This is a genomic window from Colwellia sp. Arc7-D (assembly GCF_003061515.1).
Taxonomy (GTDB): Bacteria; Pseudomonadota; Gammaproteobacteria; order Enterobacterales; family Alteromonadaceae; genus Cognaticolwellia.
In genome coordinates, this window is record NZ_CP028924.1 from 1,495,974 (window position 1) to 1,509,554 (window position 13,581).

At 36.2% G+C, this 13,581-nt stretch carries 9 protein-coding genes; 6 read left to right on the forward strand and 3 right to left on the reverse strand.

Going from position 1 to position 13,581, the window contains the following annotated elements; translation table 11 throughout:
- Positions 1-428: 428 nt before the first annotated feature.
- The gene (locus DBO93_RS06515; RefSeq protein WP_081152056.1) at positions 429-902 is read right to left on the reverse strand and encodes an Lrp/AsnC family transcriptional regulator; all 474 of its coding nucleotides are present in this window, start codon (positions 900-902) and stop codon (positions 429-431) included.
- 158 nt (positions 903-1,060) lie between these two features.
- On the opposite strand from DBO93_RS06515, the gene DBO93_RS06520 reads away from it, so the two are divergent.
- Entirely contained in the window at positions 1,061-2,497 is a 1,437-nt protein-coding gene (locus DBO93_RS06520; RefSeq protein ID WP_108455592.1) for an aldehyde dehydrogenase family protein, read from the forward strand.
- A gap of 52 nt (positions 2,498-2,549) precedes the next feature.
- Complete coding sequence (locus DBO93_RS06525) at positions 2,550-3,584, forward strand: homoserine dehydrogenase (protein WP_108455593.1); 1,035 nt, start codon at positions 2,550-2,552, stop codon at positions 3,582-3,584.
- A gap of 405 nt (positions 3,585-3,989) precedes the next feature.
- On the opposite strand, the gene DBO93_RS06530 is transcribed toward DBO93_RS06525, so the two are convergent.
- The gene (locus tag DBO93_RS06530; RefSeq protein ID WP_108455594.1) at positions 3,990-4,508 is read right to left on the reverse strand and encodes a transporter substrate-binding domain-containing protein; all 519 of its coding nucleotides are present in this window, start codon (positions 4,506-4,508) and stop codon (positions 3,990-3,992) included.
- Between the two features lie 984 nt (positions 4,509-5,492).
- Positions 5,493-5,822 carry a hypothetical protein gene (locus DBO93_RS06535; protein WP_108455595.1) on the reverse strand — a complete coding sequence of 110 codons (330 nt, stop codon included), beginning with the start codon at positions 5,820-5,822 and terminating at the stop codon, positions 5,493-5,495.
- Positions 5,823-6,436: 614 nt separating this feature from the next.
- Here DBO93_RS06535 and DBO93_RS06540 point away from each other — a divergent pair.
- The 4 genes from DBO93_RS06540 to DBO93_RS06555 all read left to right on the forward strand — a co-directional run bounded on the left by DBO93_RS06540 (position 6,437) and on the right by DBO93_RS06555 (position 13,415).
- Positions 6,437-8,395 (forward strand): methyl-accepting chemotaxis protein, encoded by a 1,959-nt coding sequence (locus DBO93_RS06540; RefSeq protein ID WP_108455596.1) that lies wholly within the window; start codon positions 6,437-6,439, stop codon positions 8,393-8,395.
- Between the two features lie 590 nt (positions 8,396-8,985).
- Complete coding sequence (locus DBO93_RS06545; RefSeq protein WP_108455597.1) at positions 8,986-9,297, forward strand: EthD family reductase; 312 nt, start codon at positions 8,986-8,988, stop codon at positions 9,295-9,297.
- Between the two features lie 236 nt (positions 9,298-9,533).
- Positions 9,534-11,873, forward strand: a complete 2,340-nt coding sequence (locus DBO93_RS06550) for a TonB-dependent receptor (RefSeq protein ID WP_108455598.1) — start codon at positions 9,534-9,536, stop codon at positions 11,871-11,873.
- A 219-nt stretch (positions 11,874-12,092) separates the two neighbouring features.
- On the forward strand, positions 12,093-13,415 hold the full coding sequence (locus DBO93_RS06555; protein WP_108455599.1) for a DUF3422 domain-containing protein: 1,323 nt from the start codon (positions 12,093-12,095) through the stop codon (positions 13,413-13,415).
- Positions 13,416-13,581: the final 166 nt, after the last annotated feature.

Below are 13,581 nucleotides of genomic sequence, written 5' to 3' on the forward strand. Positions count from 1 at the left end.
GAACACCAAAAATAGCTCAAAATATTATCGATGCTAACGACCGCTTAGTCGGATATCTTGTCGTTAATGAAGCCAAGACTAACGTCCGGTTTCGTATCTTTGTTAACCTTAAGCTAGTGACCATTAGAGACTTCTTCAGCTAGCCAAAAGCGGAAGTAGATCATTCATCAACACAGTTCAGGTCATGCCACAAACCGGTCTAAATTATTAGAGCAAAAAACTCCATTTTTATGTCAGCTATTTTCAATGATTGCTGACATTAGCAGTATTTTCTATGGCGTTAACGCCTCTTGGTATACAAACTCCAAACTTGGGTTGATGAAGCGACCATCACATCATGACAGATCAACTCACGGCAAAATCTGTGCCTGTCATAATTTCACCAGAAGAACTATATTCTTTTTATTATCATGATTTAGAAACATGCTTTATATATCTACACAATTAAGAGGTAGTGCTAAGCTAACTTTTGTTCTGCCCATAACAACAGATGTTTTAAAATGCAGAACAGCAATATCACTAAAAAAGAATAATTGAGTAAATTCTTCGAAATTTTCCATATCTTTTGCTGTCACTATCAGTACGAAATCCGCTTCACCTGTAATGTAATAACACTGCTGGATATTATTATTGTTTTTTACTTTGTTTTTAAAATAATTGAAACAATCGTTATAATTTCTATTTAGTTGTACAGATATAATAAAGGTCATTGATTGGTTTACCGCATTAGGCGATATTATCGCTACTTCCTGAGCGATAACTTTATTATCTCTTAAGCGCTTTAAGTGTCGCTGTATACTTGCCGTCGATAATCCTACTTCCTCAGAAAGCTGCTCAACAGAAGTTTTTACATCTATTTGCAATAATTCCAATATTTTTAGATCTTGCTTACTTAATTTCATAACTCAATGTACCTCAATAATTATTGATATTATTAAATCAATATAATCTAAAAGAGGGTGTTTTACACTCGTTAATTTTAAAATTAAGACTGATGTGCATCATAATTGATAGGTAAAATATCTATAGTTCGCTAAATCATTAAAAAAGGAAAATCTCCATGCCTACAATAGCAAGTTTGTCTGCTCTAGCTACTATAGATGTAAAAAGCTCACAACCACAGATACAAGTATTAAATCCTGAAGACGACAGTTTAGTCGGTACAGTTGAGAACAACTCTGTAAGTGAAGTGGACGCTATTATTGAGGCCGCAGTATTAGGTGCCCAAAAAGCTAAAAAACTTTCTTCAAATATTCGGATGTCTGTACTTAATGAAGTTGCTGATAATTTAAGTAATCAAAAAGAATTGTTCGCACAAATGATTGCACGTGAAGGTATTAAAACAATTAATGAAGCTCGTAAAGAAGTCTCTAGATGTGTGGAAACCATACGAATTAGCGCGGAAGAAGCGAGGCGTTTAACGGGAGAAACTATTGCTTTCGATCAAGCTCCTGGCTCTGAAAATAGGTTTGGGTATTATCGACGGATACCGCTTGGCGTTGTTGCAGCTATTACTCCTTTTAATGACCCTTTAAATTTAGTCGCTCATAAAATAGGTCCCGCTATAGCGGCAGGGAATTCAGTAATCCTTCTACCTCACCATGAGACGCCTCTTGTCGCAAAACTGTTTGTAGAGCTATTTAATAAAACAAATTTACCTAAAGGTATTTTAAATTTGGTTACAGGCTATGGGGTAGATATAGGCGATAAAATCGTATCAGATCCTCGCATTAATATGGTTTCATTTACTGGCGGTAAAAGTGTCGGAGAAAGAATTCTAAGTCACGTAGGTTTAAAGAAAGTATCAATGGAACTTGGCAGTAACTGCCCGGTAATAGTAATGAATGATGCAAATATTGAGCTGGCAATGGAGGCATGTGTCAGTGGTGCTTTTTGGGCAGCAGGCCAAAACTGTTTACATGTTCAAAGAATTTATATTCAAGATGAACTATATGATCAGTTTGCCTCAGAGTTTTGTTTGCGTGCAAGCAAAATATCTATGGGCGACAAACTATCTGAATCTACGCAGATGGGTCCAATGATTAATAATCGTGCTGCTCTTAAAGTTGAAGCGATGGTAAAAGATGCCCTAGAGAAAAATTCCACATTGCTGTGTGGTGGGAAAAGGCAAGGAAACTTTTTTCAACCTACTGTTTTTTCAAATGTAAGTAGTGATTGCTTAATTGCCAAAGAAGAAGTGTTCGGACCTATAACGGTTTTGTATCGATTTACTGATAAAAAAGAAGCAATAGCTCAAGCAAATGATGTTGAATTTGGCTTACAAGCTGGAATATTTACCAATGATCTTGAATTAGCGTTTGAACTTGCAGATTCAATGGATTGTGGTGGCGTCATGATAAATGACAGTAGTGATTATCGAATTGATGCAATGCCATTTGGCGGAGTTAAAGGCTCAGGTGTTGGCCGAGAAGGTGTTATGAATGCTGTTAAAGAAATGACCGACATAAAAACTTATTGTTTTAATTTACGAAAGTAACGCTATCAAACAATCACTCAACATTTTAAAGAGTTAACTTAGGAAGAACGTAATGAAAACATATACATTAGCAATAATCGGTTTTGGGAATGTTGGTCAAGGCCTAACTAAAATTATTAGTGATAAAAAACAACTATTAATAGAAAAGTTTGGTATTAATTTAAGCATAGTAGCGGTATGTGATCTTTATAAAGGAAGTCTTTCTAACCCTGACGGTTTAGACCCTGAAGTTTTATTATCTGATCTAGCAAAACATGGAGATCTAAAAAGTACTTCAGCACCAATCACTGGCTGGAATGCGACTGAAACGATTGATAAAAGTGGCGCTGATATTTTAGTAGAGCTTGCTTTTACTGACCTACAAACAGGTGAACCTGCAGTAAGTCATGTTAAACAGGCATTAAATAATGGTATGCATGTTTCTATGACTAATAAAGGGCCCGTTGCTTTACACTTTCCTGAGCTTCGTAAAATAGCATTAAGCAATAATGTGCAAATTGGCATTGAAGGCACTGTAATGAGCGGAACTCCTTCAATAAACTTAGGTAGTGAGATGTTGTTAGCCGCCGGAATAACAAAAATTCAAGGGATTCTTAATGGCACGACAAATTATATATTAGGTGAGATGTCTTCAGGTGCTGGGTATGAAGATGCGCTCAAACAGGCTCAAGAACTTGGTTATGCTGAAGCAGATCCTACAGGTGATGTCGAGGGTTATGATGCTGCTGCAAAAGTAGTTATTCTGGGAAATCTTTTAATGGATTTATCGCTTACATTAGATGATATTGATCGTGAAGGTATTAGCCATATTACAAAGAATGATATTTCTAACGCCACTTCTTTAAATAAGCATTGGAAATTAATTGGCACAGTTGAAAAGCATAACGATGGGTTCTTAGCATCAGTTAAACCTGAGATGATATCGAGTGAACATCCATTAGCATCAATTAAAGGCGCGACAAATGCTATTACCTATTCAACAGAATTACTAGGTGATATTACATTAATTGGTCCAGGTGCTGGGCGCTTGGAAACAGGATACGCTGTTATTGAAGATATACTTTCAATACATAAAAATTCACGCTAGAAAATCACTAATATGTCGATGTTTTTACATAAGGATATTGACATGTTTAATGTTTTTTCTTAATAATCAATTGAGTAATATACATGTAGTGGCTTAGTGAATATGGCCAATAATGTAGAGTTAAATAGTAATATTATGTATGGCGTAATGTACCAAAAACCGCAATAGAAAAATTAACCCCATGTCAGCTATATGAACGTAAAGTTGACATTTTTATGGGGCAAGATCAGTACGCACCAAGAAGTCATAAAACGTAATTGTGAAACGTCCGCTTCTGTTTTGTCGGAGAAAGCAACTATCTAGACAAGTAATTATTTCATGTTTTTGTAGCCTATTGAAAGACAAGGTCATAATCATTGATAAATTTAATGCCCCCTTAAAACAGACCTAACACCAAAACAGTACCTAATTGATTTTACTTTTAATCAGTGGATTCTTGAGTTCAAAACTTATTCTGTCAGCTAGATGTAGGCGGCTATATAAATGACCGAAATGTTGGTCAAACATGGTCTTTAAGGTGCCATTTTTAATGATCAGTTCTAGCCCTGTATTTAGGTGTTTCGCGAGTTCAGGATTGTTGGGGTTAACATAAAAAACTACAGGAAAATTATAACGGAGCATTAATGTCGGCGCTATAGTTAAATCCAATTTTTCCAAATCAGATTGTTGATATACTTGTTCAATTTCATTGGCTCCCAGAGCTAAATAATCAAAGTCATTATTCACTAAATATTGAAAAATAGTTTCAAAATCACCGATCTCAACAGTGTTATATTGATTTGCTTTGAATAAAGTAACATCTGCCCAACCAGTAGGAATACCTGAACGCATTTTTTTCATCTCATCGGTCTGCTTTATTGCATCAAAACGTGCTGAATCTGTTTTGCGGATGATCAATAATCGCTGACCAAGTAAGCCCAGCATTATGGGTTTAGCTATTAAAATTTTGTTTTCTGCATTGAGTTTAGGGTTGCCTTGTACAGTGGCAAAAACATCAAATAATTGTTTGCTAAAAACCGCTGCTTCTTCACTAACTGATAGATTACGTTCATCGATATCAATACTTGTCTTTACCCCGCAGCGCTGAGGGCAGCTTGCAGTACTTGTTGTTCGTAAAGTTGTCTTGAGGGCGTTTTATTACCGTTCCAGAATGATATTTGATGAGCCTGCGCCGTTAGGGGTACCAGGAGTGTAAGACAAATCAGATAATGACGAGTCAAACAAAATAAATTTTTCAAAGGCAAACCTCTCAAGCATGGATGGAAAAATGAAGGGCGAGTCAAGGTTGGTTTGAACAATGCCCAATGCAGGTAAATCTCTTATATTATAATAATTTATTTTGCTTTCTAAAGATAATATATAAGCTTTAACGTTTAATATTAGGCGAACCTGACGATTTATTATTTTTTTCAGACGGGTAGTTTTATCAAAAATATATGTTTTAAAATGAATGTTTTCTTACCAAAGATCAAGCTTTAGAAACCTATATTTGACAGTGATTTTTCTGGCACATTATATTTTTATTTCTTGTTGGCGCATTTTAAGTCATGCCGTTAAAATATTATGAACGGCTGCAATGGTGGCTTAGTTGTCTATCAGAAGAAAAATATTTCTACGTATTTTTACTTTGTAAAACCTAAAAAACGATTAGTGTTAACAAACGCTCTGTCGGATAAAACGACAAAAATCTTAAGCTAGCCTAGCATTGAAGCTCAAAGCCGACTGTAAAGTTCAACTTTTAGATGCTAACTATGAGTCTAAAGTTACTGTTATAAATCAAAGTTCGCTTTGCCAATATTTAACTAGCATTAACAACGGGTAGTTTTGTGTTAGCAAGTTATTATGGGTGACTTAAAACGTTTTTCACCCACGAAACCTTATCGAAGCGAACATTCTATTTTTCAGAAACTAGCCTTTGTCATATCCTTTGTCGTTCATGCAACTTTGGATAGCTGAGTCAAACACTTGTTGCCAATCTTCTTGTGCTTCTTTATTTTGTTCTTTAATTTTCTTTTGGGAAAATGAACAAGAGGGATCGAATCTAGTTGAACATTTAAGCAATGGTTGACTAATTGGCGCTTCACCTGCTTTTTTGTTTGCCAAAACCTTGCAATCATCTAGCATTACTTTTTGTTTGTTTTTTTCACTGGTGGCTTGCTTGACCCACTTTGTTTCGTTCTCAGTGGCAACACATCCAGCCAGCATTACGACCAAACTACAAAAGATAAGTTTTTTCATTAAGGTTCCTTACTCTGTCGAGCGCTATTTATAGGTTAAAAAATTGAGTTTAACTAGCATAAACCACCAGCATGCTTGACACAACAAACTATGATTTTTCCATCCTTTATATCGCCAAATTAATTGCTAACGCTAAGGTAGGCAGCACGAAAAACTATCATCAACAAGTAGCTGTTACTCTGAGTTTAGAAGAACGAGCGCTTGTGGAAATGTATTTGCTTTGTTATTTCACGCTGTACTATTCATTAATAATTTAACTATATAATCGCTTTTGAATTATTTGCGTCACAATACGTAAATTGTCGATTTGCTCTTAAGCTGAAGTTATTCAAAAGGAGTTAGATTTTGACCGTAAGTAATTGATAGATTATTGATAATAAATATTTTTTTTAGTATCTGTTTTAACTGAACCTTGAATATAATAAGTATTATAATTTGAATTGTAATATACCCATACTAAGAGAGAGCTTAGTCATAGAAAGAAGCGCTAATTTACTTTGTTAGCAAATATTATTGTGTTATATCGATATAAAAAACTCCAGTAAAAGTGTCTTGGTCTCAGCGTAACTCTCAGTTATATTATGACTACATTTTCCGCCATTTAACGACTTGCTATGAATATTCGCTCTAAACTAACGTTGAGCTTTGCAGCTACAGTTATTTTACCTATTATTGCGATTGCGATTGTTAGTATATCAATGACAATCTCTAAATCTTCAACAAGCTTTGTAGAACGCACTCATGATGAGTTAAGACAAGTAGACAACGGTTTCCAACTGTTCTTTCAACAAATCAAAGCTAACGTAAAGTTTTTAGCTGAAAATAAACTGACGGCTCAACTTCCTGAGAATACGCATACTTATATTGATGCTGATCATATGATGGCGCCAAAAAATGACTCGGTCGAAGAATTAGCTTTATATAAGCTTTATGAAGACTTTGGTACGTCGCACCCTGATTTACTTTATGTATACACAGGCACCAAAGGTGGTGGTTTTGTGCAATATCCATTAGAAGAACTTGGAGGTTATGACCCAAGAGAACGTCCTTGGTATAAACAAGCACTTGCTTCTCCTGACGCTCCAATTATTACGGAAGCATATCAGGATGTGATAGGAAAACCCGTCGTAACTTCTGCATTAGTAGTTAAAGATAATCAAGGCGTTATCGTTGGTGTACAAGGCTTAGATGTTACCCTTTCAACCTTAACGGATATATTGAGTAATACAAAACTAGGTGAAAGCGGATACCTCATTCTTATCGATGATTCAGGTACGGTATTAGCTGATGCTAAAACACCAGAAAATAACTTCAAAAATATTAAAGATCTTTCATCACCATTATTTTCTATATTACAAAATTCGCCAAATCAAGACCATTTTTCTACAGAACATTTAGGTGAAGATGTTGATGTTGCGAGTTATTACTCCAAAGCATTAAAGTGGCGCTTTATTGGTGTTATTCATAGTGATGAAATTTTAGCACCAGCATACAGTATGAGTATGACCATTGCGGTGATTGCTTTAATCATGGTTACACTATTTATTGTCATAGGATTTTGGCTAGCCAATCGTATTGTTCAACCGATAAACCGTGTCGCTGAAGGTTTACGTGATATTGCACAAGGTGAGGGGAATTTAACTAAGCGACTAGATATTATTGGTAAAGATGAAGTGAGTGAATTAGCGCAATGGTTTAATCAATTCTTAGACTCAATTCATCAACTTGTTGTTGATATTAAAGCCTGTGCATCGACATTAAGTGTGGCAGCTAATGAGTCGGGTATACAAATCGCTGATGTAAAAGCTGTTAGCCATCAGCAAGAAGAATCTATAGATAATGTGAATAATCTTATTGCAACCATGACCGATATCGCACATCAAACTTCAAGTGATTGCCAAGAAAGTTCAACCACTATTATGAAAACTGAAGAGTATTCAAAAAAGGGGATTTCTTTAATCTCTGTTACGGTCAGTGAAGTAAGTTTATTAAATGAATCGTTAAGTGAGTCATCTCAATCGATGAAGTCACTTGAACTGGAAAGCGAGAATATAACAAAAATACTAGATGTTATTAGGAGCATTGCTGAGCAAACTAATCTTTTAGCACTTAATGCCGCAATTGAAGCGGCCAGAGCTGGTGAGCAAGGGCGAGGCTTTGCTGTAGTCGCAGACGAAGTAAGAACATTAGCGCAACGCTCGCGAGGCGCTACCGAAGAAATTGATACCGTACTGATGAACTTGTTGGAAAAAACACGTGTTGTTTCTCAACAAATGGGCGTGAATGTCGAACAATCGAAACAGACTATCGAAAAAATTGAACAAGCGAACCAATCATTTAATGAAATAAGTTCTTTAGTTGGACAAATGAAGGAAAATATTTCTCGTATTACACAAGCCGCAGATCAACAGTGCAGTTCATCAGACTTGATCAATGACAATATTAGTGGCATTAATCACTCGGCAAAAGGTATTGTTAATACTGCAGATACATTAGCCGATGGTTCGAATGATTTACTTGTTTTATCAGAAGATTTAACGAATTTAGTTGGTCGCTTTAAAGTCAGTAATTAACACTTAGTATTAATGTTTCATGATGAGCCAGTATATTTTAAACATTTATACTGGTTTTTTATTTTAAGCGATAAGCTGTGGTGTTTTAGATGAATGATTATAAAAATGGCATCTATTTTTGATTAATTTATTCTTTGATTCTCTTACCATCTAAATAGTTACTTTCTCCATGGAAGCAAGCTTCAATGTATTGTCATATATGAATTTTTCATACTTCTTTACGGAAACTGCACTAATAACTCCGCTTAAGATATTAAAATTTTTATCACAATATTAAAAATTTACTGGTTTAATAACGCCACTTACCTCTGATGTAATTATCCATAATAGCCTTTATGCTTTAAAACAAGTTCTTAAGTATCTTATAAATCATACTAAGGAGGCATATTTTTCACTAGGTCATACTCATATCCTGTCAATGTCGAAGGTATAAAAACGTTTATATGGAAATTAAAAACCATATTCCAATCAAGCGAAAATAAAACAAAGTTTAATGGCTCTAGACAAATTAATATGCAATTTCTAACCTATTATTGTGACTAGATAATATTAAAAAACTGATTTAAAGCTAAACATTAAGGATCCAAATAATGATAAAAGTTAGTGTAATGTACCCAAACTCTCCAAGTGTAAAATTCGATATCGAATACTACTGTAATACACATATTCCTTTGGTAATTGAGTTGCTCGGCGATGCTTTAAAAGTGAGTGCTGTCGATTATGGATTGGCTGGTGGTGCACCTGGTGAACTACCCGCATTTATTGCTATGGGTCATCTGACCTTTAATTCAGTAGAGGAGTTTCAAGAAGCTTTTGGTCCTAATGCCGATGCTATACTGGCTGACCTGGCTAACTTTACCAATGTACAACCGACCATTCAGATAAGTGAAATTAGAATTTAGGCGCCCTAAATTCTAATAATATGGATAAGTTGTCATTTTTCATCACGATATACGTATAAACACAGGGGAGTAAATTAGTCATACTTTAGCAGGATGGAGCTTAGATTTAACTTTGTTAAGTTATTGATTTTAAGTTTTTTATTTTGCATTTGCGTTTCTATTTTTTTATAGGTGATATTGATTAATTTAGCCATCAGGTTACATTAAACGCTCTTCATTTTATTTTGAGAGTTGTTATGAAACGGACGTTAACTTTTTTATTTATTTGTGCTTCACTCCCTGCTTTAGGGGACGATATGAACGGTGTTGAAAATATTAGTATATATGGACAAACACCACTTTCCACTAATGACCTTGCTGAAGAAAGTACCTTTGGTAGTGTTCAAACAATTAATGCCGAGTCGCTAGCACAATCTCAAGCTATTTCGTTAGCTGAGCACATGAAAAATAAGCTAACAAGTCTGCATATTAACGACATACAAAACAATCCCTTTCAGCCTGATGTGCAATACCGTGGCTTTACCGCTTCGCCTTTATTAGGTTTACCTCAAGGAATTTCTGTTTATCTTAACGGGGTGCGATTCAATGAACCCTTTGGCGATACGGTAAACTGGGATTTAATTCCGCTTGCAGCACTTGATAAAGTAGCGTTATTTTCTGGTTCAAACCCTGCGTTTGGGCAAAATACCTTAGGTGGTGCGTTGGCACTGACCACTAAAAATGGTTTTAGTTATACAAAGCATGAGCTTGAAGCACGTTTTGGTAGCTTTGGGCAGCAGCAATTTACCGTGCAGTCTGGTGGTAATCAGGGAAACTGGGCTTATTATATTGTTGCTAACCAATACCAAGAAGATGGTTGGCGAGATTATTCAGAAAGTGAATTAAAGCAATTTTTAGCAACATTAAGTTATGCAGATGAAGACCGTACTGTTGATTTTACTTACTCTGCTAATAATAACCAATTGCTAGGTAATGGCGCTGTGCCTGAAATATTAGCCGAATTAGCGGGCAGAAATGCCATTTACACCCAACCTGATAAAACTCATACAAGGTTTCAGCAATTTAGTCTTAAGACTGACAGTGTTATTAACCAGCAAATGTCGTGGCAAGGTAATGTTTATTATCGTAAGAACAAAATTAACAGTATTAATGGTGACGACAGCGATTATGAAGAATGTGAATCTGGTGCACTATATAGTTTGTGTGAAGAAGATGAAAATGATGAGTTAGAACGTGTTCATTTTGTTGGCTTTGGTGAAGACATTTGGTTAAGTGAGCTACGTGATATTGATGCAGACGATGTTGATGGTACTTATAATACCGGTTTTACTGATAACGAAAGTTACGGTGTGGCCTTGCAATGGGTAGGCTTAAGCCATTTTGACGCAACGGATGCTCATGCAGCATTAGATAATGAATTTATTTTCGGGCTAGGCATTGATAAAGCGGATATCAGTTTTAGAAGTGACACCGAGTTCGCGGTGCTGCATAACGATACAATTTCTGATGATCGTTCAGTAACGGGCATTGGTTTATACGATATGGAGTCGCGTGTTCAGTTAGAAGTTAGCAATAAACAGCAATACTTTTACTTCTTAAATACTTTAGCGATTGGGGAATATTTAACCGTTAACCTTGCTGGTCGATATAATCGTACTCACATAAGTATGCAAGATCAGATTGAAACCGGGCCTGGTTCACTGAATGGCGAGCACTACTTTAACCGCTTTAACCCGGCTATTTCAGTTAACTATCTTTTAACACCTGAATATAGCGTTAAGCTAAGTTACAGCGAATCATCACGCGCCCCTAGTCCTGCCGAACTGAGTTGTGCAGATGAAGAAGATCCTTGCAAATTACCCAATGCGTTTGTTGCCGATCCGCCGCTTGAACAAGTGGTAGCGAAAACAGTCGAAGCTGCTTTACAGTTTAAAAACGATAATTTCTCTGCTTTGGCGACTTTATTTTCAACCATGAGCTATCAAGATATTATATTTCAACAAGCGGGTAATAAATCAAACCAAGGTTATTTTATTAACCTTGATAAAACACAACGCCAAGGTATTGAATTATCAGCTTCTACTCAAGTTAACTCAGTTGATTTTGGGGCAAGTTATAACTATTTAAATGCCACTTTTGAATCGCCTTTTGTCTCTTTTAGCCCGGTAAATCCTCTAGGTGCAAATAGACAAGTTAATGTGGGTGACAATATTCCCGGCCAACCGCAACATCAATTCAAGTTTCATGCAAATTGGCAGTTTAATGATGCGCTAAATATTGGCACCGAGATGTTGTATGCGTCTTCATCATATTATCGTGGCGATGAAGCGAATGAGAATAAAAAAATTCCATCTTATGCGGTGACTAATATTTATTTTAATTACCAGATAAATCAACAACTGCGTTTGTCAGCTAAAGTCGATAATCTTTTTGATCGTCAATTTGACACTTTTGGCACCTACGGTGAGGCAGATGAGGTGTTAGAGGAAATTTATCCAGATGCAGAGTTTGATGAATACTTTGTTGGTCCATCTAGACCGCGCTCTGTGAGTATCAGTATTAATTATCAGTTTTAGCTACTGATTTTAACTACTCATTTTAACTACTCATTTTAACTACTCATTATAATTATAAGTTTTAGCCATCAATTTTAGCAAATGGATATTGATAGTCTCAACAGTACGGTTCTAGTTTGGCCGTACTGTTTCATGATTTATACGTGGCATATTGTCATGCACCAAAACGCTTATAGTTTACTGGTTGAACGAATTGTTTAAATTTTTTGGAGAAAATCAGTGCACCCAAACTTATTAACAGCAAACGCTAACGCCGTTAATTATGAGCGAGCCAATATTGTGGTTTCACCATTGCGACAGCAAATATCGCAAGAGCTTCATAATAGACCATCTCCTCAAGTAAATGTGCCCACGTCAATTACCCATCTGGCTGTGCGAATAACGGAGCAGGAGCGTGATTTAGAATATCAGCAAATATACACCTTATGTCAACGCTACAATGTTAATCCTCCAACATGTGAGGCAAGTTGTTATTATCAAGATTTTGGTGGTTTTGAGCTTCGTTGGGAGCGTCATTTGGAGTTTTCAAGCTATAGCTTTATTCGTAAAGGGTTGGGTAAGTCGCTTTTTGATGGTTATGCAACTGAGTTTTTACCTCAAGAGTGGTTTGATAATATTATAGGTGAGCTTGTAAGCGCGGTAAATTTAGTGATGCATGAAGCAGAAATTTCGGAGCAAGCGCTTTATCATGCCTTTGAAGGGCACCAAGTACTCGGTAGTAATGTCGCAGGGGATCGCGCCAATGTTTATACTTCATTCAAGTTACACAGTGATGGCTTTAGCCGCATTCTTATTCAAAGTAAGTTGCTCAATAGTTACCAAGCAGGGCGCTTGATACAACGAATGTTAGAAATTGAAACTTACCAAATGATGGCGTTGCTCAGTTTACCTATTGCTCGTTCGTTATCGCCTAAAGTGGCGAAAATGGAAAACGATTTAGTGGCCATCAATCAGCAAATGGCGGATAGCGATAAAGTTAATGATGGCGAAATGCTCGACAAACTTTCAGAGCTAGCAGGTAAAACCGAACAACTTATTGCTGATATTAGTTACCGTTTTAGTGCTACCAATGCCTACTATGAATTAGTGTGTTCTCGATTAAAGCAGTTAAAAGAGACTGATATCGCTGGTACTGAACGAATCAATGAATTTGTTACCCGCAGGCTAAGCCCGGGTATTCGCACCTGTCAGGCACTGTCTGTTCGATTAGAAGACCTAACTCGGCGTATTGCTCGCGCAAGTAGCTTATTAAGAACTCGAGTTGACCTAACTATTGAGCAACAAAATCAACAACTACTCTCGGCTATTAATCAACGTGGTGTAGTACAATTGCGCCTGCAGCAAATGGTTGAAGGGGTTTCTATTGCAGCAATGGCTTACTATTTAATGGGCTTGCTAGATTATGTATTAAATGCAATGAAACTGTCAGGATTTTCGGTTAATAAAGTGATGGTAAAAGGGTTTGCGGTACCGATTATTTTGCTTTCTACTTGGTTGTTAGTGCGGTTTGCCATTCGCTACATCAATAAGGGTAAAGGTTAAAAAAGTTAAATAAAAACAGCAGCTAGTGTAATCAATTTTGCTGGCTAATGTTAAACCTGTTTATTACATCCTGCTATGGTTTTTAGCGAGCTATAACATAGCTAACTAAAGGCATTAGATAAAATTTTATCCTCCTTGATCATCCTAAAGCATTACACCTTTCGCT

Coding starts and splice junctions, on each gene's coding strand:
- DBO93_RS06515 (WP_081152056.1), bottom strand. CDS start 902: ATGAAATTAAGTAAGCAAGATCTAAAAATATTGGAATTATTGCAAATA.
- DBO93_RS06520 (WP_108455592.1), top strand. CDS start 1,061: ATGCCTACAATAGCAAGTTTGTCTGCTCTAGCTACTATAGATGTAAAA.
- DBO93_RS06525 (WP_108455593.1), top strand. CDS start 2,550: ATGAAAACATATACATTAGCAATAATCGGTTTTGGGAATGTTGGTCAA.
- DBO93_RS06530 (WP_108455594.1), bottom strand. CDS start 4,508: ATGCTGGGCTTACTTGGTCAGCGATTATTGATCATCCGCAAAACAGAT.
- DBO93_RS06535 (WP_108455595.1), bottom strand. CDS start 5,822: ATGAAAAAACTTATCTTTTGTAGTTTGGTCGTAATGCTGGCTGGATGT.
- DBO93_RS06540 (WP_108455596.1), top strand. CDS start 6,437: ATGAATATTCGCTCTAAACTAACGTTGAGCTTTGCAGCTACAGTTATT.
- DBO93_RS06545 (WP_108455597.1), top strand. CDS start 8,986: ATGATAAAAGTTAGTGTAATGTACCCAAACTCTCCAAGTGTAAAATTC.
- DBO93_RS06550 (WP_108455598.1), top strand. CDS start 9,534: ATGAAACGGACGTTAACTTTTTTATTTATTTGTGCTTCACTCCCTGCT.